At 35.4% G+C, this 24,639-nt stretch carries 28 protein-coding genes; 17 read left to right on the top strand and 11 right to left on the bottom strand.

Annotated elements, in window-relative coordinates; all coding sequences use genetic code 11:
• The first annotated feature begins 66 nt into the window (after positions 1-66).
• Positions 67-1,458 carry a dihydrolipoyl dehydrogenase gene (gene lpdA, locus I600_RS16920; RefSeq protein WP_058105750.1) on the top strand — a complete coding sequence of 464 codons (1,392 nt, stop codon included), beginning with the start codon at positions 67-69 and terminating at the stop codon, positions 1,456-1,458.
• Between the two features lie 23 nt (positions 1,459-1,481).
• Positions 1,482-1,769 (top strand): DUF3817 domain-containing protein, encoded by a 288-nt coding sequence (locus I600_RS16915; protein WP_058105749.1) that lies wholly within the window; start codon positions 1,482-1,484, stop codon positions 1,767-1,769.
• Here the strand turns inward: I600_RS16915 and I600_RS16910 are convergent.
• From I600_RS16910 to I600_RS16895, 4 genes are all read right to left on the bottom strand, one after another.
• On the bottom strand, positions 1,766-2,953 hold the full coding sequence (locus I600_RS16910) for a PQQ-dependent sugar dehydrogenase (protein ID WP_058105748.1): 1,188 nt from the start codon (positions 2,951-2,953) through the stop codon (positions 1,766-1,768). The genes I600_RS16915 and I600_RS16910 overlap by 4 nt on opposite strands.
• A 65-nt stretch (positions 2,954-3,018) precedes the next feature.
• A complete protein-coding gene (gene aroQ / locus I600_RS16905) occupies positions 3,019-3,435 on the bottom strand; it encodes a type II 3-dehydroquinate dehydratase (protein ID WP_058105747.1) in 417 nt (138 codons plus the stop codon).
• A gap of 78 nt (positions 3,436-3,513) precedes the next feature.
• Positions 3,514-4,032, bottom strand: a complete 519-nt coding sequence (locus tag I600_RS16900; RefSeq protein WP_058105746.1) for an outer membrane beta-barrel protein — start codon at positions 4,030-4,032, stop codon at positions 3,514-3,516.
• 198 nt (positions 4,033-4,230) lie between these two features.
• The gene (locus I600_RS16895) at positions 4,231-4,695 is read right to left on the bottom strand and encodes a hypothetical protein (protein WP_058105745.1); all 465 of its coding nucleotides are present in this window, start codon (positions 4,693-4,695) and stop codon (positions 4,231-4,233) included.
• A gap of 194 nt (positions 4,696-4,889) precedes the next feature.
• Between I600_RS16895 and xerD the strand changes: the two genes are divergently transcribed.
• On the top strand, positions 4,890-5,792 hold the full coding sequence (gene xerD, locus I600_RS16890; protein ID WP_058105744.1) for a site-specific tyrosine recombinase XerD: 903 nt from the start codon (positions 4,890-4,892) through the stop codon (positions 5,790-5,792).
• On the opposite strand, the gene I600_RS16885 is transcribed toward xerD, so the two are convergent.
• On the bottom strand, positions 5,789-6,304 hold the full coding sequence (locus tag I600_RS16885; protein WP_157490927.1) for a hypothetical protein: 516 nt from the start codon (positions 6,302-6,304) through the stop codon (positions 5,789-5,791). The genes xerD and I600_RS16885 overlap by 4 nt on opposite strands.
• Positions 6,305-6,437: 133 nt before the next feature.
• Positions 6,438-7,730, bottom strand: coding sequence for an NAD(P)/FAD-dependent oxidoreductase (locus I600_RS16880; protein WP_058105742.1), 1,293 nt, complete (start codon positions 7,728-7,730; stop codon positions 6,438-6,440).
• A gap of 99 nt (positions 7,731-7,829) precedes the next feature.
• On the opposite strand from I600_RS16880, the gene I600_RS16875 reads away from it, so the two are divergent.
• The 3 genes from I600_RS16875 to I600_RS16865 all read left to right on the top strand — a co-directional run bounded on the left by I600_RS16875 (position 7,830) and on the right by I600_RS16865 (position 10,532).
• A complete protein-coding gene (locus tag I600_RS16875; RefSeq protein ID WP_058105741.1) occupies positions 7,830-9,257 on the top strand; it encodes an amidohydrolase in 1,428 nt (475 codons plus the stop codon).
• A gap of 125 nt (positions 9,258-9,382) precedes the next feature.
• The gene (locus I600_RS16870; RefSeq protein ID WP_058105740.1) at positions 9,383-9,877 is read left to right on the top strand and encodes an RNA polymerase sigma factor; all 495 of its coding nucleotides are present in this window, start codon (positions 9,383-9,385) and stop codon (positions 9,875-9,877) included.
• 4 nt (positions 9,878-9,881) lie between these two features.
• The gene (locus I600_RS16865) at positions 9,882-10,532 is read left to right on the top strand and encodes a hypothetical protein (RefSeq protein ID WP_058105739.1); all 651 of its coding nucleotides are present in this window, start codon (positions 9,882-9,884) and stop codon (positions 10,530-10,532) included.
• On the opposite strand, the gene I600_RS16860 is transcribed toward I600_RS16865, so the two are convergent.
• Positions 10,529-11,338 carry a lysophospholipid acyltransferase family protein gene (locus I600_RS16860; protein ID WP_058105738.1) on the bottom strand — a complete coding sequence of 270 codons (810 nt, stop codon included), beginning with the start codon at positions 11,336-11,338 and terminating at the stop codon, positions 10,529-10,531. The genes I600_RS16865 and I600_RS16860 overlap by 4 nt on opposite strands.
• Positions 11,339-11,364: 26 nt before the next feature.
• Positions 11,365-12,006: an NUDIX hydrolase gene (locus I600_RS16855; RefSeq protein ID WP_058105737.1), complete on the bottom strand. Its 642-nt coding sequence runs from the start codon at positions 12,004-12,006 to the stop codon at positions 11,365-11,367.
• Between I600_RS16855 and I600_RS16850 the strand changes: the two genes are divergently transcribed.
• On the top strand, positions 12,005-12,724 hold the full coding sequence (locus I600_RS16850; RefSeq protein ID WP_058105736.1) for a peptidylprolyl isomerase: 720 nt from the start codon (positions 12,005-12,007) through the stop codon (positions 12,722-12,724). The genes I600_RS16855 and I600_RS16850 overlap by 2 nt on opposite strands.
• A 24-nt stretch (positions 12,725-12,748) precedes the next feature.
• On the opposite strand, the gene I600_RS16845 is transcribed toward I600_RS16850, so the two are convergent.
• Positions 12,749-13,360, bottom strand: a complete 612-nt coding sequence (locus I600_RS16845) for a trimeric intracellular cation channel family protein (RefSeq protein WP_058105735.1) — start codon at positions 13,358-13,360, stop codon at positions 12,749-12,751.
• A 3-nt stretch (positions 13,361-13,363) separates the two neighbouring features.
• Positions 13,364-14,089: an RDD family protein gene (locus I600_RS16840; protein ID WP_058105734.1), complete on the bottom strand. Its 726-nt coding sequence runs from the start codon at positions 14,087-14,089 to the stop codon at positions 13,364-13,366.
• Between the two features lie 33 nt (positions 14,090-14,122).
• On the opposite strand from I600_RS16840, the gene I600_RS16835 reads away from it, so the two are divergent.
• Genes I600_RS16835 through I600_RS16810 form a run of 6 tightly spaced genes read left to right on the top strand, consistent with a single transcriptional unit; the run spans position 14,123 to position 20,285 of the window.
• Positions 14,123-15,103: a stage II sporulation protein M gene (locus I600_RS16835; protein ID WP_058105733.1), complete on the top strand. Its 981-nt coding sequence runs from the start codon at positions 14,123-14,125 to the stop codon at positions 15,101-15,103.
• A complete protein-coding gene (locus I600_RS16830) occupies positions 15,072-16,010 on the top strand; it encodes a hypothetical protein (RefSeq protein WP_058105732.1) in 939 nt (312 codons plus the stop codon). Before I600_RS16835 ends, I600_RS16830 begins: the two co-directional genes overlap by 32 nt.
• Before the next feature lies 1 nt (position 16,011).
• Positions 16,012-16,731, top strand: coding sequence for a DUF4129 domain-containing protein (locus I600_RS16825; RefSeq protein ID WP_157490926.1), 720 nt, complete (start codon positions 16,012-16,014; stop codon positions 16,729-16,731).
• Positions 16,732-16,735: 4 nt separating this feature from the next.
• The gene (locus I600_RS16820) at positions 16,736-17,956 is read left to right on the top strand and encodes a DUF4350 domain-containing protein (protein WP_058105730.1); all 1,221 of its coding nucleotides are present in this window, start codon (positions 16,736-16,738) and stop codon (positions 17,954-17,956) included.
• Positions 17,946-18,944 (top strand): AAA family ATPase, encoded by a 999-nt coding sequence (locus I600_RS16815; RefSeq protein ID WP_058105729.1) that lies wholly within the window; start codon positions 17,946-17,948, stop codon positions 18,942-18,944. The genes I600_RS16820 and I600_RS16815 overlap by 11 nt, the downstream gene beginning before the upstream one ends.
• A gap of 6 nt (positions 18,945-18,950) precedes the next feature.
• Complete coding sequence (locus tag I600_RS16810; protein ID WP_058105728.1) at positions 18,951-20,285, top strand: DUF58 domain-containing protein; 1,335 nt, start codon at positions 18,951-18,953, stop codon at positions 20,283-20,285.
• A 1-nt stretch (position 20,286) separates the two neighbouring features.
• Here the strand turns inward: I600_RS16810 and I600_RS16805 are convergent, their stop codons facing one another.
• Positions 20,287-20,745 carry a hypothetical protein gene (locus I600_RS16805; RefSeq protein ID WP_058105727.1) on the bottom strand — a complete coding sequence of 153 codons (459 nt, stop codon included), beginning with the start codon at positions 20,743-20,745 and terminating at the stop codon, positions 20,287-20,289.
• Between the two features lie 194 nt (positions 20,746-20,939).
• On the opposite strand from I600_RS16805, the gene I600_RS16800 reads away from it, so the two are divergent.
• From I600_RS16800 to I600_RS16785, 4 genes are all read left to right on the top strand, one after another.
• The gene (locus I600_RS16800) at positions 20,940-21,650 is read left to right on the top strand and encodes a pirin family protein (RefSeq protein ID WP_058105726.1); all 711 of its coding nucleotides are present in this window, start codon (positions 20,940-20,942) and stop codon (positions 21,648-21,650) included.
• Between the two features lie 226 nt (positions 21,651-21,876).
• Positions 21,877-23,259 (top strand): sensor histidine kinase, encoded by a 1,383-nt coding sequence (locus tag I600_RS16795; RefSeq protein WP_058105725.1) that lies wholly within the window; start codon positions 21,877-21,879, stop codon positions 23,257-23,259.
• Entirely contained in the window at positions 23,249-24,361 is a 1,113-nt protein-coding gene (locus I600_RS16790) for a Gfo/Idh/MocA family protein (protein WP_058105724.1), read from the top strand. The genes I600_RS16795 and I600_RS16790 overlap by 11 nt, the downstream gene beginning before the upstream one ends.
• A gap of 10 nt (positions 24,362-24,371) precedes the next feature.
• Entirely contained in the window at positions 24,372-24,599 is a 228-nt protein-coding gene (locus tag I600_RS16785; protein ID WP_058105723.1) for a putative signal transducing protein, read from the top strand.
• Positions 24,600-24,639: the final 40 nt, after the last annotated feature.

Here is a 24,639-nt window from a genome sequence, read left to right as displayed (position 1 = left end):
CCTACAAATAATTTGATAAAGGTTTTGTATTTTTGCACCTCAATTAAAACTACAAAAAATCAAAATATGAGCACTTTCGATATTATCGTTTTAGGTAGTGGTCCTGGTGGATATGTTACCGCAATTAGGGCTGCACAATTAGGTTTTAAGACTGCCATTATAGAAAAAGAGAGTCTAGGAGGCGTTTGCTTAAATTGGGGTTGTATACCTACCAAAGCCTTATTGAAGTCTGCACAAGTATTTGAATACCTGCAACATGCCGAAGATTACGGTTTAAAAGTGAAAGGTGCCGATAAGGATTTTGATGCTGTCGTGAAAAGAAGCCGTGGTGTTGCAGAAGGAATGAGCAAAGGGGTTCAATTCTTAATGAAGAAGAATAAAATTGAGGTTATTAAAGGTTACGGTACTTTAAAAGCTGGTAAAAAAGTTTCAGTTAAGGCTGAAGATGGTTCCACTACGGAATATAGTGCCAGTAATATTATTATAGCTACAGGCGCAAGAAGCCGAGAGCTACCAAGCTTGCCGCAAGATGGTAAGAAGATCATTGGGTACAGAGAGGCAATGACCTTAGATAAGCAACCTAAAAAAATGATCGTTGTTGGTAGTGGTGCAATCGGTATAGAGTTCGCATACTTTTACAATTCTATGGGGACCGAAGTTACGGTTGTAGAATACCTACCTAACATTGTACCGGTAGAAGATGAAGACGTATCCAAGCAATTGGAAAGAAGTTTCAAAAAATCAGGTGTAAAGATTATGACTTCTGCAGAAGTTACTTCTGTTGACACTTCTGGTGACGGGGTAAAAGCTACCGTTAAAACAGCTAAAGGAGAAAAAGTTCTTGAAGCCGATATTGTTCTTTCTGCCGTAGGTATTAAGACCAATATTGAGAACATAGGGTTAGAAGATGTTGGTATTGCTACCGACCGTGATAAGATTTTGGTGAACGATTATTACCAAACCAACATACCTGGCTACTATGCCATTGGTGATGTAACTCCTGGACCAGCACTTGCTCACGTAGCATCGGCTGAAGGTATCTTATGTGTTGAAAAATTGGCAGAAATGCATGTTGAGCCATTAGACTACGGTAATATACCTGGTTGTACTTATTGCTCTCCAGAAATAGCCTCTGTAGGTTTAACCGAAAAGCAGGCTAGAGAAAAAGGAATAGATATCAAAGTTGGTAAATTCCCTTTCTCGGCAAGTGGTAAAGCGAAAGCTTCGGGTGCTTCTGACGGATTTGTAAAAGTAATCTTTGATGCTAAATATGGTGAGTGGTTAGGTTGTCATATGATCGGTGCAGGTGTTACCGATATGATCGCTGAAGCCGTTCTTGGCCGTAAGCTAGAAACTACGGGACATGAGGTTCTTAAAGCAATTCACCCACACCCAACAATGAGCGAAGCTGTTATGGAAGCAGTGGCAGCAGCTTATGACGAGGTTATTCATTTGTAATTTACTACTTAATATAATTTAGCATGTTAAAGTTATTTCGAGCAACGGCAATTTTAGAAGGAATCTCCTATTTGGCGTTGTTCGGGGTGACCATGCCATTAAAATACTGGGCTGAAATACCAGAACCAAACAAATATGTTGGCTACGCCCACGGAGTGCTTTTTATCGCTTTTATAGCACTTACATTAATAGTTGGCTTTACCCATAAATGGTCATTTAAGAAAGTTTTCATTTTTGGTATAGCTTCACTTCTACCCTTCGCAACATTCTATGTTGAAGAAAAATATTTAAAGCCAGAAGACAACGGTTAAGGCTGTTCTTCCATTTCAGTAGTCAACTGATAAATACTACCATCAAAGGCACATATATACAACTCGTCGTTTGCATCCGTACCAAATGACGATATAGCCAAATCCGTATCTACGATCAATTTATTATTACCGTTTACATCTAAAGCCCAAATTCTGCCGGATACAAAATCACCGTACACATACAAACCTTGTAACGAAGGTAAACTGCTTCCTCTATACACATAACCACCGGTAACGGACCTATCATTTTGTTCATGACCATATTCATAAATTGGCGCTATAGTGTTTGCGCTATCACAATCATCTTCAAGAAAACAAGAAGTTCCTTCAAGAATATTCCAACCGTAATTACCTCCTTTTTCAATAAGGTTAATTTCTTCTTTCTCTCCTTGACCAACATCACCAGCCCAAATGGTATTGGTAGCTACATCAAAACTAAATCTCCACGGATTTCTTAATCCGTATGCATATATCTCACCCCTGGCATTTTCTACTTCTACAAAAGGATTATCTGCCGGTATAGCGTAATTTAACCCAGCATCTGTAGTATTTACATCTATACGCAATATCTTACCCAAAAAGTTTTCTAAATTCTGTGCATTACCATTGGGATCGCCTGAGCCACCACCATCACCAGATGCAATATATAAATACCCATCAGGTCCAAATGCCAACTGCCCGCCATTGTGATTAGTATCTGGTTGAGGAATTTCCAATAAAATAGTTTCGCTAGACATATCTACAATATCCAAATCATTTTCAGAAACCTTAAAACGAGATATCACCGCCAATTCTTCATTGGGTGTATAGACAACATATAAAAAACCGTTTGCACTAAACTCCGGATGAAAAGTAAAGCCTAGCAACCCTAGTTCGCTCTCGGTGGCTATGCGATCAGAAATATCCAAAAATGTACTTACTTCACCTACCTCAGATTCACTTGAAAAGGATTTTATAATTCCATCTTTTTCAGCTACAAAAATTCTATTACGTTCATCATCTGGAGATTGTAGATCCAAAGGATTGGAAAAAGATAAATTTGAAAAAGCATTTATGGTCGTCAATACCCCAACTGAATCAATAGGCGCGTTTGGATTTGGACTAAGTGCCAACTCGTCTTTATCACTACATGAAACAATAAGTAATATAGCAAAACCAAATAACAGAAATACAATTCTTTTCATAACAGCATAGTTTTCTATTATTTACGAATGTACACCGTACTCTAGATGTTAATTATTTTTTTGAGTTAAAATAAAAAACTCTCAATGGCTAGATCATAACTTTTTAATCCAAAGCCTAGAATAACCCCATTGGCAGCAGGCGATATGTAGGAAATATGCCTAAATTCTTCGCGCTTATGGGTATTTGAAATATGAACTTCTATGACAGGAGTTTCTACAGCCTTTACCGCATCTCCTATACCAACAGAAGTATGGGTATATGCCGCAGCATTAAGGACTATACCATCATAACTAAAACCAGTTTCTTGTATTTTAGAAATAAGTTCTCCTTCTATGTTAGATTGAAAATACTCCAACTCAACATCTTTAAACTTAAACTGCAATTTTGAAAAATAATCTTCAAAAGTCTGTGCACCGTAAACTTCTGGCTCCCTTTTACCCAATAGATTTAGGTTAGGACCGTTAATTATGATAATCTTCATATATCAAAAATAACGAATGTTACTTAACAATTAATAAGAAATCAAAGAAGTATAATAGTTAACTAAAGAACAGCGAAACTAACGTCGAGTTCTATACTTAGGCTCAAAGTTGAAAACAATACCCAGTGTCAAAGTAGTCCAAGAGGTCTCATCTATATCTATACCTGTGTAAGAAACATTGACCTCTACACTTGAACTCATTAAGTAAGCCAAAGTAGGTCTATAATAAAGCCCCCCTTCGTTACCATCATTGATACCCACGGCATAACCAACATTACCGCCAAAAGAGAAATAATTGGAGGTCCAAAAACGAACACCTGCCGATAATGGCATAAACTGAACAGCTTTTTGCTCTTCCCTTATAATTGTAGTTTGAAAAGTTTCAGCAAAACCGTGTATATACCCTATAGCCGGACCAACATCTACAACTTCACCTAACGGATACATGTACGAGAAATCTGCACCAAGTACTACACTTACCGCTTCATTGTAATCATTAAATGGCAAACCTGCCTGTATTCCTAGCTTAAACCCTTCTTGAGCATAAATACCGGTCGAAAAAAATGAAACAATAAGTACTATAAAAAACTTTTTCATGGTTGGTTTGGTTTGTTTTCATCAAAAATAAAGGTAAGACTTAGCTTACATGAATCTTTGTTGTGAACACCCTTAAAGTAGTTGTACACACTGCTTTTAAATAGGTTTTATAATTCTATTTTAAAACAAAATCACCTATTGGAGTACAAAAAAAGGGGAAGCTTAGCTTCCCCTTTTAATATTCAAATGCTGAAATTTCTATTCAATTACATATCTAACGCCGATACCAAAAGCACCAACTTCATTTCCAAGAAGATCACCAAGACCTATAAAGGGTCTCCAGTCAAACGAAAAAGCTAATGGCACTCCATCAATTTTATAATCTAAACCAACTATTGGTCTAAGTGCTATCTCTGTCCCTATGCCTTCTCCAAAAAATAAGATTGAAGGACCTGCACCAGCAAACCATTGTAAACCATCAGCTCCTGAAATATCGCCATGGTATTCGTAAAGACCTGTTAAAGTTGTTAATCCGCTTTCAAACATCAACTCCGCTTGACCTGCATGCTCTTCTGCAAAGAAATATTTTGCACTTGGACCAACTAATGTTACCCCAGAAAATAAATCTAGACCTAAACCGGCTGCAAATGTGTAATCAGATTGTGCGTTAGAAACATTTGTTCCTAAAATAACCGCTGCTACTAAAAATAATAGTTTTTTCATTTTGTTGTTTTTTTAATGTACTTGACTTAATTAAAAATTGATTGATTAATAGGACTATTGACTAAAAGTCCATTTTATAGTTAATAGGTGTAAAAGTAAAAATTTAACAAGTATTTACATATACCAATAAACCAGTATTTCTTCCATCTATACATTATTTACTACAGAATTAATGTATTCTTTATCTTTAAACCATGAATTGGAAACATGCGCTTAAAGATTTTACCACCTACCTTAAACTGGAACGCGGACTATCTAAAAACTCTATTCTAAGTTACTCTAGAGATATTGAAAAGCTTATGACCTTCCTAGAAGCGAACGACATTAATACCACCCCTATTATTATTGACAAACAAACCGTTCAGCAATTTATATATGAGGCGGCCAAAGTAGTAAACCCCAGATCACAAGCACGTATCATATCTGGCTTAAAAAGCTTTTTTGGCTACTTAATTTTTGAAGATTATAGAAAAGACAACCCTTTAGACTTAATAGAATCTCCAAAAATTGGACGAAAGTTACCTGATACGCTTTCAGAAACTGAAATAGATAATTTAATCAATGCCATTGACCTAAGTACACCAGAAGGTGAAAGAAATAGAGCTATGCTAGAAACTTTATATGGCTGTGGTTTAAGAGTTTCCGAACTAATTAGCTTAAAAATTTCCGACCTTTTTTTTGATGAAGATTTTATTAAAGTTACCGGCAAAGGTGATAAACAGCGATTTATACCTATAAGTCATGTGAATAAAAAATATATTGATATTTACCGAAATGAAATTAGGGTACATTTAAAAATTCAGGAAGGCTTTCAAGATATTTTGTTCTTGAACCGACGAGGAAAACAACTTACCAGAGCCATGATTTTTACTATTGTTAAGAACTTGGCGACCACTATTGGATTAAACAAGAGTATTAGCCCTCACACCTTTAGACATTCATTTGCCACTCATTTACTTGAAAATGGTGCAGATTTACGTGCAATTCAACAAATGCTAGGACATGAGAGTATTACCACTACAGAAATTTATATGCACGTAGACCGATCTCATTTGGCGGAGGTCATGAATACCTACCACCCTAGAAAAAGTTATTAAAATTTCCATTTACTGCCAATGGTATAAACAGATGGCATTTCAATTTGAGTTTCACCAAAAGCACCTATACCAGTTTCGTTCAATTGAATACTACTTTTTATTTCAAGCATGAAATTCTCCGTAACATCATATCCCATTCCCGCTACAAAGCCAAGTCGATAAGGTGCTTGTCCAACTTCTGAATTTTCAGTTGCAATTTCTGCATCTAGACCAGAGAGCAAGTATAATCTTTTATTCAGATAATACTTTACCATTAAACTAGATCGAAATCTTTCCGACAAAATATAAGTATCGTAAAACCCTTGAAGTTCTAATTGCAGAGATTTTGTAACCCCATATTGAACCATAAAAGATTTGTGAACATCACCTATTGCAGAAACAGGATATGCATGCCCCGTAACCGCTATTCCCGTCAATGAAGAAGGTTGATTTTTCTCTGGAGGTTCTTCTATTGATTGACCATTGACAACAATTACAAACATGAACAGAAAACTTCGCACGAGAACTTTCATAGGTTGGATATCAGATGTTGAAAATAAATTCCTACAAAAGATATTTTAAATAGTACACCTAACGAAATACTTATCAAAACTTTAACTACCAAACACTTAACTTACTGCGGCAGCAAGAAATAACACCTCTTCTTTAGTCTTTAAACTGACTGTAATCTCTTTTATACGGCCTAATAATTAATCTAGCCTCTCGATCGAACCTTATATAATTGTATACCCAGTTTATAAATACGACCATTCTATTTCTAAACCCTATTAAAAAGAATAAATGAACGAACATCCAAACGAACCATGCAAATACCCCTTGAAACCTAAATTTCTTAATATCGCATACTGCTTTATTTCTCCCTATAGTAGCCATACTACCTTTATCATTATACACAAAAGGTTTCATTGGCTTATGTTCTATTAACCTCACCAGATTCTCACCCAACAACCTGCCTTGTTGAATTGCCGGTTGAGCTACCATTGGATGACCACGGGGGTTATCTTCTGTAGCCATACAAGCAATATCGCCAATAGCGAATATTTCCGGATGTCCTATTACCTGATTAAATTCGTTAACATTTAATCTGTTGCCACCAGCCACAACATCTTCACCATCCAATCCTTTAATTCCAGCTCCTTTAACACCAGCTGCCCAAATGACGGCGGCAGAATCGAATTTCAAATCTGTTTTTGTGGTAACGGTTTTACCGTTATAACCGGTAACTCTAACCCCTTTCCATACTTGAACCCCTAATTTTTCTAAAAAATCTTCTGCTTTTTTAGATGCTTGCGCACTAAAACCCGGCAGTAAACAATCTCCACCTTGAACAATATTAATTTGTGCTCTTCGGGTATCTAGATCAGGGTAATCTTTTGGCAAAATTCCTTTTTTAATTTCAGCCAAAGCGCCTGCTAACTCAACACCAGTTGGTCCGCCACCAACAATTACAAAGTTCATTAATGCATCGCGTTCGTGATAGACATCGGTAAGAAGCGCTTGCTCAAAATTTTCCAATATTAAACTACGTAAGTTCAATGATTGCGGAATTGATTTCATTGACATGGCATGCTCCTCAATTTCCTTATTTCCAAAGAAATTGGTTTCAGAACCTGTGGCTACCACCAAATAATCATAACTTATATCCCCTATGTTGGTATTCACTTTTTTACCGGCCGCATCAATATGTTCTACTTCTGCCAAACGGAAATAAAAATTATCATATCCGATCAATACCTTGCGTAAGGGGTAGGCAATGGAATCTGGTTCAAGACCTCCTGTAGACACTTGATATAATAGTGGTTGAAATGTATGATAATTGTTCTTATCTATAAGGACAACTTGTACTTCTTGTTTACTTAATTTTTTGGCTAGAGATACTCCGCCAAAACCACCACCTATAATTACAATTCTAGGATAGCTTGAGAGTGGTATGTTCATAGTAGTTTACTTACTGACAAAATTAAACAAATGGACTCCTACTTTAAAATAATAATGTGTTTTTAGTATCTTTAAGCTCTAACTCAAACAAACACCAAAATGCGCAAAACCCTTATTTTACTGGCAGTACTAGGTACTTCAGTTTTTTCTATGAATGCTCAGAAGAGCGAAAAAGACATAATCAAAAAATTAGAGCAAAAAAGTGATAAATACGGAAATATAGCTCAAAATATTTGGGAATTCGCAGAAATGGGATACCAAGAGGAACAGAGCTCGGGTCTATTACAAAAAACATTAAAGGATGCCGGTTTCTCCATTAAAACCGGAGTAGCGGGTATACCTACCGCTTTTATTGCGGAATATGGCAGTGGCAGTCCCGTAATTGCCATTATGGGCGAGTATGATGCATTACCGGGACTATCCCAAAAAGCTACCGCTGAAAAAGAATCTGCTGGTGCCGCCGCTGGTCATGCCTGTGGTCATCACTTGTTCGGTACGGCATCTACGGCAGCGGCAATTTCAACAAAGGAATGGTTAGAGGCCAATAAGGCAAAAGGTACCATACGTTTCTATGGAACTCCTGCTGAAGAAGGTGGATCGGGTAAAGTTTATATGGTTCGTGAAGGTCTCTTCAATGATGTAGACATAGCGCTACATTGGCACCCCGGGTCACAAAATGCAGCTAGCGCAGGTGCTGCTTTAGCTAATAAATCGGCAAAATTCAGATTTCATGGTATTTCTGCCCATGCCGCCGGTTCTCCAGAAAAAGGACGTTCTGCCCTTGATGGTGTTGAAGCCATGAACTTGATGATCAATATGATGAGGGAACACATTCCGCAAGAGGCCAGAATACATTATGTTATTACAGCTGGAGGTAAAGCACCCAACGTAGTGCCAGATTTTGCAGAAGTTTATTACTATGCACGTCATAATAAGCGTGATGTTGTGATCGATATATTCGACAGAATGGTAAAAGCTGCCGAAGGTGCCGCATTGGGTACGGGTACAACAATGGACTATGAGATGATCGGTGGTACACACGAATTACTGCCCAACCTAACATTACAAAAAGTAATGCACGATAATCTTTCTGAAGTTGGCGGTATAGAATACACAGCAGAAGAAAAAGAATTTGCCGATAAAATAGCTGTAACCTTAGGACAGGAAAAAGCGGATCTTGCTACCGCAAAAAATGTTCAACCTTACAAAACCGAAGCTAGGGCTTACGGCTCTACAGATGTAGGCGATGTTAGCTTTACCGTACCTACAGTTGGTTTTGGCACCGCTACCTGGGTTCCTGGCACACCGGCTCACAGTTGGCAGGCGGTTGCTGCAGGCGGAACTTCCATTGGTAGAAAAGGAATGATGGTAGCCGCAAAGACCTTGACCAAAACTGCAATAGACCTTTTTAAGGATAAAAAATTAGTAGAGACCGCTAAAGCTGAATTTTTAGAAAAAAGAGGAGCAGATTTTAAATACATTCCTCTTTTAGGTGATAGAGCACCTGCCTTAGATTATAGAAAATAGAGTCTTATGTTATCGATTTTAAAAGTGCCAAGGTATTAATTGGCACTTTTTTTTATGTATTTCTAAATATATTGTAACAAACAAAACCTTTTATAGACTAACAACGTAAGAACAGCCAACCAAGAGTGAATAAAGAACTTGAACACAAATTTGTGACCGAGCTACAGGACAACCAAAACATTGTCCATAAAGTGTGTACGCTGTATACAAACGACCGCGACTCTCACAATGATCTGTTTCAAGAAATTACCATTCAATTGTGGAAGGCTTATCCCAAATTTAGGGGCGATGCCAAATTCAGTACTTGGATGTATCGTGTGGCACTAAATACTGCCATTACACTATATCGAAAACAAAAAAGAAGAATTGACACAGCTGATTATGAGTCTGTAATTTTTAAGATCAAGGCCGACGAATATGATGAGACCGAAGAACTACAATTAAAATTAATGTACAAGGCGGTCAAACAATTAAATGACGTTGATAAAGCGTTGGTGTTTTTATATCTTGAAGATAAAAACTATACTGAAATATCTGAAACATTAGGTATTTCCGAAGTAAATGCACGGGTTAAAATGAACCGTATCAAAACAAAATTAAGAACCATTTTGAATCCATAGGCGTATGACGGATGAACTGGAATTATTAAAGAAAGATTGGCAAAAAAAGGAATTCGATGTTCCTAAATTAAGCTATGACGAGATTCATAAAATGATATGGAAAAAATCTTCCTCAATTGTTAGGTGGATCCTTATCATTAGTATATTGGAATTTACCGTACCGCACCTTTTATATCTACTGCCATCTATGCGTGATGGAATGGAGCTATATGAAAACATAGGTGTCTCAAAATACCTTGTAGTGCTCTCTGGCTTTACTTATATCATAGCCTTTTACTTTATTTTTCAGTTCTATAAAAGATTTAAGGAAATTTCGGTTTTGGACAACTCCAAAAGTCTAATGAAGAAAATCATAAAGACTAGAAAAACCGTTAAGCATTACGTTATTTTTTCATTATCCATGATAATGATGACCATAATCATAATGATTATAGGTGTTTACCTAAATGATAATATGGTCAATGCCTTCCCAGAATTAAAAGATAGCCTTGCAAACATATCACCCGAAAAATTAAAAATTACCATAATGATGTCCATAGGTATTTTTGGAGTAATTCTAACCTTGGTCATGGGTGGCATTTATTTCTTATTATACGGACTGCTACTTAGAAAACTAAAACAGAACTACAGTGAACTTAGAAACCTTACTATTTAAGAAGGGGGATTCCATTTACGCTGTTTGTTCTCTTCCTCAATAGCCAAAAGATCGGCTTTTGATATCACTTTTAAAAATGAAGGGTGCTGCTCAATAGCGTACTCCAATTTTTCTATTATAGATTCGGTAGATTCATTTTCGTAATCAATATCCAATGGCTCTTTAATAACCATAGATTGAAGTATTCCTTTCTTTTTAACACGAAGTCCTTTTTTATCAAAAGAACGTCTAAAGCCATCAATAACCACTGGCACAACCACTGGTTTATATTTTTTGATAATGTGTGCCGTACCTTTTCTTAAAGGCTTCCAAGGGGTAGTTGTACCTTGTGGAAAAGTAATTACCCAACCATCGTTCAAGGCCTTGCCTATACTAGAAATATCGCTCATTTTCACTTGGCGCTTAACATCTTTGCCTTCTGAACGCCAAGTACGCTCTACACTTACCGATCCCGCATAGGCCATTATCTTGGTCAAAAGACTTTTCCTCATGGTTTCTGCAGCGGCCACATAATACATATTCAATTTTGGTTGCCATATATATCCCAAGTTCTTAATGGAATCTTCACGACCGCTTAAACTGGCATTAAAAACATGAAACATAGCCACAACATCTGCAAAGTATGTTTGATGGTTACTCACGAACAACACATTTTTATCCGGTAAATTTCTAATAATATCAGACCCTTCAATTTCCAACGTATTAAAGCGCTTATACCGCTGATGCGATAGCACGGCCAAAATGCGTATTAGCCATTTTTTAATGAATAAATTATGCCCAAAAGGGTTTTTATCAAATAATCCCATAGAATGCTAAAATAATTAAATATGCCTTACAACACCTGCTTTAGTAACTCTTTAATCTCATTCATCATCATTGCCGTTGCCCCCCATACAATATAACCGTTTAATTTAAAGGCTGGTACTTCAATATCCACAGCGTAAGATGTGGTCATTTTTTTTGAAACTACCAATGTATCATCTAAAAAATCCGATACAGGAACTTCTAAAATTAACTCAACCTCTGCATCTTGTTTTACAAATGGTTTTGGATTTCGATATAGCCCAATATAAGGCTGAACCATAAAATTACTGGGAGGTATAAAGATTTCTGAAATTTTTTTGATCACCGTAATGTCTTTTGGTGCCACCCCTACTTCTTCATACGTTTCCCTAAGCGCAGTGGTCATTAGGCCATCATCAGATTTTTCTTCTTTGCCCCCAGGAAAAGCAACTTGGTTAGAATGTACCCCTTTATAAGTTTTACGTAAAATCAAAAGCAAGTTTGTTCCCATATTATTTGTAGGGTAAAACAATGCCATTACCCCTGCCCTTCTAGGGTTTTTCTGAGAAATATTAATACGTTGTAATTCTTCTAATCGGCTTTCTGGAGCCATTTTGTATTGCGAAGCTTCTCCCGGTAGCGGTAGATCCTTTATTTTTGATATCTGTTGTTCAAAAAAATTAAAATTCATGCGTTTACCAAAATTCTATTCTTTACTACTCTTAGTATTTTTTGCAATGGCCAGTTGCAAAGATACCCCTAAGAAAGTTGATAGTACTACTACCGTAGCCAAGACAACCATAGACTCTACTAAAATTACTAAAAATGAAGCTGAAAAAGAACAAGAAAAAGATGCTTTTGAACTTACCGAAGAGAATGCCATTGATTACTTTTTCAACTATGAAAAGACCCTAAAAGAAAATAAGGTCAGAATTACCACAAAATTTGGCAGTTTTACTGTAGAATTATTTGATAATGTACCCTACCACCGGGCCAACTTTATTTACCTCACCAAAAAAGGATATTTTAACGATACCCAGTTTCATAGAGTGGTAAAGAATTTTATTATTCAAGGTGGAAACTCTGATGACAAAAAGACAGCAGAAAAACGATCTAAAATTGGTCGTTATCTATTGCCGCCAGATACCAGAAAAGGACATAAGCATCACAGGGGCACTATTTCCATGCCAAGTAGTGAAATGGACAATCCACATAAACTAGCATCACCATTTGAATTTTTCATTGTTGTTACAGACCCTGGCTCATATCACTTAGATGATAACTATACTCCTTTCGGAAGGGTCATTGATGGCATGGATGTGGTTGATAAAATAAATAACGTACCTGTAGAAAAAGGAGATTGGCCTATGAGAAATGTTTATATTCAAAAAGCTGAAGTTATAGAATAAGCAACTATAGCCAACCAATCAGAATTAAGCTTGATTTCTATAAATATTGAGCAGGGAAATTTTGAAGCGAACTGCTAATACCCGCATAATTATTATAGTAAGGATAGCCAAAGAATAAGCAATGGTATCTTTTACAGGAAACTGTATCAATACAAAATACACCAACCCACCTAATATACAAACGGTGGCATAAATTTCCTTTCTAAATATTACAGGAATCTCATTACACAATATATCTCTTATAACGCCACCAAAACAGGCGGTAATGGTTCCTAAAGCAATACACATTACCGGTAAAAGATCTGCCGCCAAACCTTTTTCTATACCTACCATGGTATACAAACCAATGCCAATGGTGTCAAACAAAAAAAGTGATTTTCTTACGTATTTTAATTGCTTCACAAAAATGATTGCCAACAATACGGTTACTACAATAATCAATAAATGAACTGGGGCATTAAGCCAGCCAACAGGTTTAATACCTATAAGTAGATCTCGTAAGGTGCCTCCCCCAACAGCTGTAACAAATGCAATGATCAAAACCCCAAATACATCTAACCTTTTATCCATAGCAACCAATACCCCAGATATTGCAAAAGCAATGGTTCCTAAAATATCGATAATGAAATAAAACATGAGCTAGATCTTTTGCGTAAAGTAATTATAGTCTTTTAGAACGGTATCCAAGTACGCAATATCGTACAATTCCGAATTGGTCTGCAAGATACTTTCAACTTTCTCTCTAAGCGCTTTTAACGTCTTAAAATCATTACTTTTTTTAGCTATCCCAAATGTTTCTTTAATAAGTCTAACATCCTTATCGGTCAACATAGTAACATTCATGATTTGAGGCACATAAGCATCTTCCACCTCTTCTAAAATGGTATGGGATACCTTTGTCCTATTCTTTGTACTAATGACCACCGTACCTGCCGCGGCATCACCTAAACGCTGTTTTTTATCGGAGAATAAAATAGTGAGCAAACCTATAGACCCAAGAAAAATCCAAATATCAACCAAACGTAGCATCCATCTAATTAAATAATTACTCCAATGAACGGGTGAACCATCTACCTTTACCACTCTCATTTTCATAATCATTTTACCAACGGTTCTACCATTAAAGGTAATATGCATTAAAAGTGTATAAAACATTGCCGGCAAAGAAATTAAAGCAACTAAACCTCTCTGCGTCCATCCATCTGAATATATATAACCTATAGCATCGCCAATTAAATTCACCAAGATAAAATAGAGGTAAAGTATAAATGCATCTATAAAAAATGCTACAATTCTTTCACCAATACTAACAATAGTATAATTAAGGTTAACATTTTGCGTTGTATTGATTTGAAGGTTATTCATTTAATCTTAAATTTAACAAGGTAAATATAGTTTATGCGCGAAGCTGCTTTTGTAAAGCAAAATAAGGAAAAATGGATAGCTTTTGAAAAAGCTATTAACCTAGGTGCTTCTACCGACCCAGATGAACTTGCCAATGGCTATATTCAACTGACCAATGATTTGGCATACGCGCAAACGTATTACGCAGAAAGTAAGACTTTATTGTATTTAAACGAACTTGCTTCTCTTGCCCACCAGAAAATCTATAAGAACAAAAAGGAAAGTAAAAATCGAATTCTCAGTTTTTGGATTACAGAATTCCCTCTTTTTTTTAGACAGTACCATAACACCTTGGGCATTGCCTTTTTAATTTTTATTATCGCATCTGCCATTGGCTCTTTATCCGCTATTAACGATGCTACCTTTGTAAGGTTGATTTTAGGTGATGCCTATGTTAATGAAACACTTAACAACATAGCTAACGGTGATCCAGCAGCAATCTATAAAGGCGGTAGTGAAATTGGTTCTTTTTTGGGAATTACCATTAACAATATTAGAGTTGCCTTTTTAGCATTTGCCTTTGGGGTAATCACAAGTATAGGCACCGCATATATATTATTTTCAAATGGTGTAATGCTCGGGGCATTCATTACTTTTTTTTATACCAAAGGAGTTTTCTTTGAGGCCAATAAACAAATTTGGCTTCACGGTACCATAGAAATATCGGTTATTATTATTGCCGGCTGTGCAGGTCTAATAATGGGCAATAGCATACTTTTTCCGAAAACGTACGCTAGGCGCGTCTCTTTTATGAAGGGTGCCAAAGATGGACTTAAAGTTGTAGTCAGCACCATACCGTTTTTTATAATTGCCGGATTTATTGAAGGATTTATAACAAGGTATACCAATATGCCCAATTGGTTGGCATTCATAATTATTGGAGCATCATTATTTCTAATCATTTTTTATTACATAGCATATCCTATTTTACTAAATACCAAACATGAAAGACAATTACATACCGCTAAAGGTTAATCGTGAATTCGGCGGTATTATCTCCGCTTATTTTGATTTTTTTAAACAGAACATAAAAAGCTTTACCAATGTTTTCTTAAGCTACAATGGTGTTTTCTTAATAGGACTTTTAATTACCAGTTACCTATTGGTTTCTGGTTTTATAGGAATGATAGCACACGAATCTGGGCAAAGTCCGTTTTCCGATAATTTAGCTGCCGAAGAAGATTATTATGTTTATTTAGGTATAGGAGGATTTTTATTCTTTGTTATTTTTCTGGGAGTTGCTTTTCTAAATTATTCGCTTTCTACCAGTTATATGATAAAATATGAGGAAACCAAAGATTCTAACGTAGACAAAAAAGAAGTTTGGCAATATGCCAAAAGCCAATTTGGAAATATTCTGCTTTTTGTCTTATTGCTTATACCTATTTACCTTGTCTATTTTATAGTGGCCATAATTTTAGCCATTATACCCCTACTAGGCTTTTTTGCCCAGTATATTGTTCAGTTCTTTTTAACAGCCTGGATCGGTGTTTCTTTTTTTGATATGCTCCAAAATAAAAAAAGCGTTACCGATGCCTTGGGCGAAGGTTGGAAACTTGTAACCGGTAGTTTTTGGAAATCTATAGGAGTAAACTTTATTTTAGGTTTATTATTAGGTTTGCTATTAATGATCGCTTTGATCATACCCGGTATTATAATAGGGGTGTATACTTTTCATGTTGTAGAGAACGATGTAGATTATACAAATTCCATTGTTTCAACAATTGTTTACACTTTAGGGTTATCCATTTTCCTGATTATTGCGGTATACGGACAATGTCTTTCCCAGTTTATCAATGGCATATTATATTATGCATTACATGAAAAGACTTATAATGAAAATACAAGGGCAAGAATTGAACAAATAGGACAAAACGATTAATTTGAGACTACCATTCATTTATATTTTCTTTTTGTTGATGACCTTTTTCTCATTTGCTCAACATAAAACAGATAGTATTGTTAAAACCGATACTTCATCAGTTTTAACATTGAGAAATTTTGAAGATGACCTGACAAAGAAATATTCAGGTGATGAATTCAATTATACCTTTAAAACCGGCGAATCTCAAAATTTATTTGCCCGATTTTTAAATTGGGTTGGGCAAGGGCTATTCGATGTGTTTGGCATTACCCTATCTCCAGAAGTATTACAACTTTTAGAATATCTCATTTATATCTTATTAGGAATTCTCGCCATTTACCTGCTCGTAAAATTCCTGATCAATGAAAATTTCAACGCAATCTTTCAAAAAAAGGCTAAAACGATCAACGATATTAACCTTACCGAAGAACACATTGAAGGTGTTGATATCGACAACTTATTGAATGAGGCCCTTGCAAACAAGGACTACAGATTAGCGGTACGTTACCAGTTTCTATTATCACTGCAAAAACTGTCTAAAAAAGATATTATAGATTGGCATTTTGATAAAACCAATACAGATTATGTTAACGAGATTCAACAACCACAGTTAAAACAAGGTTTTAAAAGAATAGCCTATCTATACGATTATATATGGTACGGAGAACAAGATATAGATAATGATAGATACACCATATCTGTCTTAGATTTTGAAGCAATCAACAAACTAATTCAATAGTAACTTGGGAAAACGTTCTAAAATAATACTTGGTCTTTTGGTTGCGGTGCTTATTGGTATCATTGTAACAGAAATAGTACGCCCAAGACCGATCAATTGGAGCCCGTCTTACACATTGGCATCTAAAATTCCGTTCGGTTGCTACGTGCTTTACAATGAGTTAGCATCTATTTTTCCACATAACGATATTGAAACTGTAGAAGAAAACATCTATGATGTGCTAGTAGATCGAGATACCTCAACTGCCGCCAATTACATTTTGATCAATGATTTTATTTATTTGGACGAACAGGAAACAAACCAACTACTAAAATTTGTAGACGAAGGCAATCAGGTATTCATAGCTACGAGCAACCTTACCGGTAAATTGGCAGACACATTAAATATCACCATTGAACAACGGTATGATATAAAAGAAGATTCAACTAAAGCATCATTTACCAATACATATTTTAATGAAGAGGCTTTCTATTTTAAAAGAGGTGTCAACCCTGCATATTTAACCAGTATTGATACCGCCAAAACAGAAATTTTAGGTCATATTCACGTGAAAAGTTCCACATTGTTAAATAAAACCCCCAATGAAATAAAAATAAGTCCCAACTTCATAAAAACTTCATTTGGCAAAGGAAATTTTATTATCAACACCCTGCCTATTGCTTATACCAACTATTATATGTTAAGTGATAAAATTGGTTACAGTAGTCAAAGTTTCGCTTATTTGAATAACAATACCCTAATATGGGACGATTATAAGAAATCTGGGCGTAAAGTAATTACCTCCCCAATGCGGTTCGTTTTAAATCAATCTGCTTTAAAATGGAGTTACTACCTAACAATTACTGGTTTATTGCTATTTGTTATTTTCAAGGCAAAAAGAGAGCAACGAATAATACCAATTATAAAACCATTAGAAAATTCTTCTGTAGAATTTGCTAAAACCGTGGGGTCATTATACCATCAAAAGAAAGACTACACCAACTTGAACCATAAAAAAATCACCTATTTTTTAACCCATATTAGAAATAGGTTTTATGTAAACACTACGGTTCTTGATGAAAAACTAATAGCACAATTAAGTGCTAAGGCAGGAAAATCGATAGAAGAAACCAAAGACCTCATCGAGTTCATTCTTAGTCTTAAAAACAAACCTATACATTCTGAACAAGACGCTATAGTACTTGCCAAGAAAATAAATACATTTAAACAATCTTATGGAAGATAACACACAAGACGAACAACAGGTAGAATTTAATTCTCGAATAGATCTTACCAAGCTTCAAGATTCTGTTACCAAGGTAAAAGCCGAATTAGGAAAGGTTATAATCGGTCAACAAGAAATGATCGAACTTTTGATCGTTTCAATTTTAGCCAACGGTCATTCACTTATAGAAGGGGTTCCAGGTGTTGCCAAAACTGTAACCGCAAAACTACTTGCAAAAACTATGAACGTAGATTTTAGCAGAATACAGTTTACGCCAGATTTAATGCCTAGCGATATTCTTGGAACATCTATTTTCAATGTTAAAACATCTGAATTCGAATTTAAAAAGGGTCCTATTTTTTCAAATATTATATTGATCGACGAAATAAACAGAGCTCCGGCAAAAACACAGGCTGCACTTTTTGAAGCTATGGCAGAAAGACAAATAACCATAGATGGTAATGAATTTGACATGCAACCACCGTTTTTGGTTTTTGCTACCCAAAACCCTGTAGAGCAAGAAGGCACGTACAGATTACCCGAAGCCCAATTAGACCGTTTTCTTTTTAAAATCAATGTGCACTACCCAACTTTAGAAGAAGAAGTACAGATTTTAGAAAATAAACACCATCAAAAAAACAATAATGTAGAATCGCTTATAGATGCTATTCTTTCGGCTGAACAAATTGCCGTTTACCAAAAGGTCATCAAAGATATTGTCGTGGAAGATAATCTTCTAAAATATATTGCAGCAATCGTTAATAATACCAGAACAAACGCCAACCTTTATTTAGGCGCATCTCCAAGGGCATCTATTGCCATTTTAGATGCTTCTAAAGCCGTTGCCGCCATTAACGGAAGAGATTTTATTACACCAGATGATATAAAGAAAGTAGTAAGCCCTATACTATGCCATAGAATTATTCTGACTCCAGAACGTGAAATGGAGGGTTATACAGCTGAGAAAATGATCAAGGATTTAATTCAAACCATAGAAATCCCAAGATAAACTTCAGTGAAAAAGATTTTCAAAAATATATTTATTCAAAAAAGGTTCTTCTTGGTGTTATCAGGAGTTATCCTATGTTTTCTACTATCTTATATTTTTGAAAACATTGCATATATTCCAAAGCTTCTATTTTACCTTTTTTTAGCTTTACTTATTACCGATGCCATTTTACTTTTTCTGTCAAAAGGGCAAATTACAGCGCATAGAATTGTTACCGACAAACTTTCTAATGGTGATGACAATACGATTAAGATAGAAGTCACCAACAAGTATTTGTTTTCTGCTCAAATAACCATTATAGATGAACTTCCGTTTCAATTTCAAAATCGAGATTTTAATTTTAACAGCCTATTAAAACCGGGAGAGCAGAAACTATACTCCTATGCTGTAAGACCCGTAGAAAGGGGCGTTTATAGTTTTGGAAATTTAAATTTATTCGCCATTTCACCCATTGGACTTTTAGCTAAAAAATATACGTTTGACCAAGATAAAGAAGTACCTGTTTACCCTTCTTTTTTACAACTTCGCAAGTATGACCTAATGGCATTCAGCAACAGATTACTTGAATTTGGCATTAAAAAAATTAGACGAATCGGTCATACGATGGAGTTTGAACAGATCAAAGATTACATACAAGGTGATGATATAAGAAATATAAATTGGAAAGCCACTGCCAAAAGAGGGCAACTAATGGTCAACCAATTTCAAGATGAAAAGTCACAGCCGATTTATTCTGTTATTGATAAAGGCAGGGTTATGAAAATGCCTTTTAATTCACTCAGCTTACTAGATTACGCCATAAACGCTACCTTGGTCATCAGCAGCATTGCCCTCAAAAAAAATGACAAAGCAGGTATTTTCTCTTTTAGCAATAAAATAGAAAACAGAGTTGTTGCAGAGCGCAGAAGTTCACAAATGAACTTAATATTAGAAACACTTTACAACCTCAAGACCAACTTTGTTGAAAGTGATTTCAGTAGATTATATATTGATGTCAAAAGAAATTTACCACAAAGGAGTCTATTATTACTGTATACCAATTTTGAAACCCTTGATGCCCTGCATCGCCAACTTCCTTACTTGCAAGCTATTGCCAAACAACATTTACTGGTCGTTATTTTCTTTGAAAACTCAGAACTTGTATCGTATGCAAAATGTAAACCCAACAATACACTAGAAGTTTTTGAACAGGCAATTGCAGAGAAATTTATTTATGAAAAACAACTAGTGGTCAATGAACTAAAAAAGTATGGCATACAGACCATACTGACAAAGCCCGAAGACCTTACCATAAACACCATCAATAAATATTTAGAGATAAAAGCAAAAGGGTTATTATAAATCAATTCAGTAAATAGGCTGCCTGTACCTCTGAGAATATATCACCAGTGCCAGTTTCAACGAACTTTGGGAGTTGAACTTTATTACTATCAAAATGAGCTACGAGACAGCCACAGCTTTTACCCCCACCACTTCTTCTTCTACTATTATCAGTCAATATATCAATCGCCATCCCTGCAAGAACACCGCCTAAAGTAGTATACAAAACATCTTTAGTTTCCCATTCATACCCTTTAGACTGATCATAAATTGCTTCTTTCGCAAGACCAGCGGCTAAACTACTACCTACTGCTCCTGCCCATTTCCAACCACGTTGTCCGTCTGATATTTTATGTGCTGCATATCCTCCTGCTGCACCAATGACCACACCTGCTCCTATATGTTTAGCCGCATCGCTTGGATCTTGAGCATTCACATAAACACCAAAAATAAAAGCAAAAAATAGTATATTAAATTTCATATTAGGGGAAAAAGGAATTTTTATTTTATAACGTACTTAAGCGAATTAAATTATGCTGTAAATTAATAGAATCAATAATTCCACAGTATGAATCAAAATCTAACACAAAAGACTCAGCACTGCATTTTATTATATATTCTAAGGTAAAGTTATGCCATAATTCTCGACTAAAAGCATGATAAAAAATATAAAAAATGAAAACAATTTTTCACAAATCCGACACTAGAGGTCATGCCGATCACGGTTGGCTAAACTCTTATCATAGTTTTAGTTTCGGCAATTATTATAACCCAGAACGAAGGAATTTTGGAACCTTAAGAGTTTTAAATGACGATACGGTTGCAGCGGGGCGTGGTTTTGGGGCACACCCCCATAAAAACATGGAAATTATTTCCATACCATTAGAAGGTAACCTTCAACATATGGATGATATGGGCAATAGTACAATTATCAAAGCAGGAGATATTCAAGTAATGAGTGCCGGTACTGGAGTTACCCACAGTGAGTATAACCAAAGTTCAGTTGATGAGGTCAAGTTTTTGCAAATATGGGTTATTCCTAATCAACGAAATATAACTCCAAGATATGATCAAATTTCAACCTTTGAAATTGCAACCAAAAACAGTTTATATCAAATATTATCTCCTAACGAAGACGATCAAGGAGTTTGGATCCAACAAAATGCATGGTTTTATTTGGGAAAATATGACACCGGGGCTACAGACAATTATACAGTTCATTTGGATGGAAACGGAGTATATATTTTTGTTATCAAAGGTGAAGTCGAAATTGAAAACCAAAAGTTGAACTCCCGAGATGGTTTAGGTATCTGGGATGTAAATTCCCTGAATATAACTGCAAATAGCGAAACTGAAATATTGCTAATGGAAATACCAATGCAATAAATTAAAAAGCCATTTTAAAGCAAAAAATATGTGCTTATTAATTATTACTTGATTATATTTAAGTAGAAATTAAATTGTTTACAACTTCCCCTGTTTGAGTTATGTTTCTATTTCATTAATAACGAATATATGTATAACAATTACTTTTAATTTGATATTGATCAAACATTAACGCTCTTGTTTATTTGTTTAGAACTCAAATTGACTACATCAAAATTTAAATCATTTGTCACAGTTAAATACGACATCAAAAAATCATAAAGCTAAAAGCAGGGACATTACCGACGAATTTGGTTTAATTACCATCATATCCGCTATTTTTACTTTTTTGGTTTTTATATACACCTTAATTTTTCATTCGTATATAGAACAAATTCTCGCTCTTATTGTTGCAGTGGTATTTGGCATTGGTTTTATCTTAAATCGATTAGACTACCGACAAGCAACTAGGTTATACATGACATTATTACCTCCATTGGTTTTTATGTCGCTTATACTCCTAATTGGTGGCTATTTTGGACAAGGAGTCGCCTTTGCTACCATGGGTTTTCTAGCGTTTATCGGGTATCGTAAAAATCCTAGGTTAAGAAACATCATCATTTTTTTTGATGTACTTGCGTTTATACTGCCTACTATTTATGTTACTATGTATGGTCCAATACTTGGCACCATAGACGTTCCTTTTGATGAAGTGTTTGCATTTTTAGCAAGTTTAGGTTGGCTATCACTAACCTTTAGAATGTACGATCAAAATAAAACTAGGGCTTATACTACAGATTTGGAAAATCATATTGAAGCTTTAAAAGAAAGTGAACTCAACTTAAAAAAGGCACAAGACAACCTAAAGTACCAGAATAAAAAACTAGAGGTATTGAACAATGAATTAAAACTTAAAAATACCCATATAGAAGAATTTACCTTTATAGTTACCCATGACCTTAGAGGACCATTGAACAACATAAATGTTATTGCCAGCGAATTGGAAAAACAACACGCCATTTCTAGTTATGCTAATTTCAGTAGTTATCTTAAACATTTGCAGGGCAGTTCTACTAGACTTACAAACTTAGTAGAAGGTCTCTTAAAATATGCTGAAATTGGAAACTCAAGCGGTATGGAATCTGTAAACGTTACTGCAATATTGCAATCTGTTCTTGATGACCTTTCTGAAAAAATTAAAGAAACAAAGGCTACAATTAAATTTAATGAATTACCAACCCTTGTTGCCAGACCAAGCGACATTAGAATGTTATTTCAGAATTTAGTTCACAACGCTTTAAAATTTAAATCATCTGCTCAGGAGCCAATAATCACCATTACATCTGAGAAAAGAGAGAATGATTATTTATTCAGCGTTGCAGATAACGGTATAGGAATTCCAAGCGAACAGTCAGAAAAAATATTTAATGCCTTTCACAAATTACACAACCAATCTAAATTTGAAGGCTCAGGTATTGGGCTTTACGGGAGTAAGAAAATTGTAGATCATCATTTAGGTAAAATATGGGTGACTTCCGAAGAAAACATAGGCAGTACATTTTACTTTACCATAAGTACAAATTTATTGGAACAAAAGCCAACCCATGAATTAATTGATAATGTCAACTAACTTTAATTTTAAAAATATACTTCTAGTTTTAACCTTGATTATAACGACCTTGGTCTACGCTCAAGAACCTCCGTTAAAATTAGGAGTAGCAGGACTAACCCATGGACACGTTGGATGGATTCTTGGCAGAGGCCAGCAACCGGATATGAACATGGTAGGAATTGTAGAACCCAACCAAGAACTGGCCATAAAACTTTCCAAAGAATTTGGTTTCTCTATGGATATCGTTTTCAGTACCATGGATGAAATGATTAACATGGTCAACCCTGATGCAGTTGCAGCTTTTGGCAACATTAAGGATCATTTAAAAGTAGTGAAAGCATGTGCCCCAAAAGGAATTCATGTTATGGTAGAAAAACCATTGGCAACTACCTATGATGATGCGAAGGAAATTAAAAGACTCGCAGACAAATATAATATTCGGGTATTGACCAATTATGAAACTTCATGGTACAAAACCAATGTCAAAGCTATTGACCTATACCAACAAGGAGAAATTGGTGAATTAAGGAAGGTAATTATTAGAGATGGACATAAGGGACCTAAAAACATTCGCGTCTCAAGTGAATTTTTAGAATGGTTAACGGACCCCAATTTAAACGGTGGCGGTGCTTTAACAGATTTTGGTTGCTATGGCGCCAATTTAATGACATGGATAACCAAGGGTAAAAGACCAAAAAGCATTACTGCCGTAACTCAGCAACTACAAAAAGAAAACAACCCGAATGTTGATGACGATGCAACTATTATATTAACTTATGAGAATGAAATGGCCATTTTAGAACCTTCTTGGAACTGGCCAATTGGCAGAAAAGATATGGAACTTTATGGCACTAAAGGTGCTATTTACTCTGACAATCCTACCCAATTAAGAATAAGACTTTCTAAGGGCTATAGCGATTATACCGAAGAAACATTTCTTCTGGGAGAGCGGGAAGAGCCCTACAATGACCCTTTCGCCGTTTTTGCTGCAGTTATTAATGGTACACTTCAATTAGAACCGTACAATGTATACTCTTTAGAAAACAATATGATAACTATGGAAATTCTTGAATCTGCCATCAAGAGTGCTAAAAGCGGAAAAACAATTCTTTTAAATTAAAAAAAAAAAAATGGACACAGACTATATAAAAGTATTTGGCGGTAATAAAATAGAAGCTCAACGTATAAAACTAACTTTACAAGACAACAATATCAAGGCCGTAATCAAAGACGAAACCGAATCTGCTAGGTTAGCGGGTTTTGGCAGTCCTTTGCCCGAACTTATTGAGGTGTTTGTGCACAAAGATGAGGAAGAGAAATCGCTTGCTTTAATAACTACGCTCAATAAAAAAGCATAAAAAAAGCCTCTAAAATAGAGGCTTTTATCCCTATACTTTA

Source organism: Maribacter dokdonensis DSW-8 (assembly GCF_001447995.1).
GTDB classification, from domain to species: Bacteria; Bacteroidota; Bacteroidia; order Flavobacteriales; family Flavobacteriaceae; genus Maribacter; species Maribacter dokdonensis.
This window is presented reverse-complemented; position numbering and strand designations above follow the sequence as displayed.

Excerpts from the sequence above, each read along its gene's own strand:
- I600_RS16875 (WP_058105741.1), top strand. The coding sequence starts at position 7,830 with ATGCGCAAAACCCTTATTTTACTGGCAGTACTAGGTACTTCAGTTTTT.
- I600_RS16805 (WP_058105727.1), bottom strand. The coding sequence starts at position 20,745 with ATGAAATTTAATATACTATTTTTTGCTTTTATTTTTGGTGTTTATGTG.
- I600_RS16885 (WP_157490927.1), bottom strand. The coding sequence starts at position 6,304 with ATGAAAGTTCTCGTGCGAAGTTTTCTGTTCATGTTTGTAATTGTTGTC.
- I600_RS16880 (WP_058105742.1), bottom strand. The coding sequence starts at position 7,730 with ATGAACATACCACTCTCAAGCTATCCTAGAATTGTAATTATAGGTGGT.
- I600_RS16900 (WP_058105746.1), bottom strand. The coding sequence starts at position 4,032 with ATGAAAAAGTTTTTTATAGTACTTATTGTTTCATTTTTTTCGACCGGT.
- I600_RS16815 (WP_058105729.1), top strand. The coding sequence starts at position 17,946 with ATGGAAGATAACACACAAGACGAACAACAGGTAGAATTTAATTCTCGA.
- I600_RS16840 (WP_058105734.1), bottom strand. The coding sequence starts at position 14,089 with ATGAATAACCTTCAAATCAATACAACGCAAAATGTTAACCTTAATTAT.
- I600_RS16915 (WP_058105749.1), top strand. The coding sequence starts at position 1,482 with ATGTTAAAGTTATTTCGAGCAACGGCAATTTTAGAAGGAATCTCCTAT.
- I600_RS16835 (WP_058105733.1), top strand. The coding sequence starts at position 14,123 with ATGCGCGAAGCTGCTTTTGTAAAGCAAAATAAGGAAAAATGGATAGCT.
- I600_RS16800 (WP_058105726.1), top strand. The coding sequence starts at position 20,940 with ATGAAAACAATTTTTCACAAATCCGACACTAGAGGTCATGCCGATCAC.
- I600_RS16910 (WP_058105748.1), bottom strand. The coding sequence starts at position 2,953 with ATGAAAAGAATTGTATTTCTGTTATTTGGTTTTGCTATATTACTTATT.
- xerD (WP_058105744.1), top strand. The coding sequence starts at position 4,890 with ATGAATTGGAAACATGCGCTTAAAGATTTTACCACCTACCTTAAACTG.
- I600_RS16860 (WP_058105738.1), bottom strand. The coding sequence starts at position 11,338 with ATGGGATTATTTGATAAAAACCCTTTTGGGCATAATTTATTCATTAAA.
- I600_RS16845 (WP_058105735.1), bottom strand. The coding sequence starts at position 13,360 with ATGTTTTATTTCATTATCGATATTTTAGGAACCATTGCTTTTGCAATA.
- I600_RS16855 (WP_058105737.1), bottom strand. The coding sequence starts at position 12,006 with ATGAATTTTAATTTTTTTGAACAACAGATATCAAAAATAAAGGATCTA.
- I600_RS16865 (WP_058105739.1), top strand. The coding sequence starts at position 9,882 with ATGACGGATGAACTGGAATTATTAAAGAAAGATTGGCAAAAAAAGGAA.
- I600_RS16790 (WP_058105724.1), top strand. The coding sequence starts at position 23,249 with ATGTCAACTAACTTTAATTTTAAAAATATACTTCTAGTTTTAACCTTG.
- I600_RS16830 (WP_058105732.1), top strand. The coding sequence starts at position 15,072 with ATGAAAGACAATTACATACCGCTAAAGGTTAATCGTGAATTCGGCGGT.
- lpdA (WP_058105750.1), top strand. The coding sequence starts at position 67 with ATGAGCACTTTCGATATTATCGTTTTAGGTAGTGGTCCTGGTGGATAT.
- aroQ (WP_058105747.1), bottom strand. The coding sequence starts at position 3,435 with ATGAAGATTATCATAATTAACGGTCCTAACCTAAATCTATTGGGTAAA.
- I600_RS16850 (WP_058105736.1), top strand. The coding sequence starts at position 12,005 with ATGCGTTTACCAAAATTCTATTCTTTACTACTCTTAGTATTTTTTGCA.
- I600_RS16785 (WP_058105723.1), top strand. The coding sequence starts at position 24,372 with ATGGACACAGACTATATAAAAGTATTTGGCGGTAATAAAATAGAAGCT.
- I600_RS16895 (WP_058105745.1), bottom strand. The coding sequence starts at position 4,695 with ATGAAAAAACTATTATTTTTAGTAGCAGCGGTTATTTTAGGAACAAAT.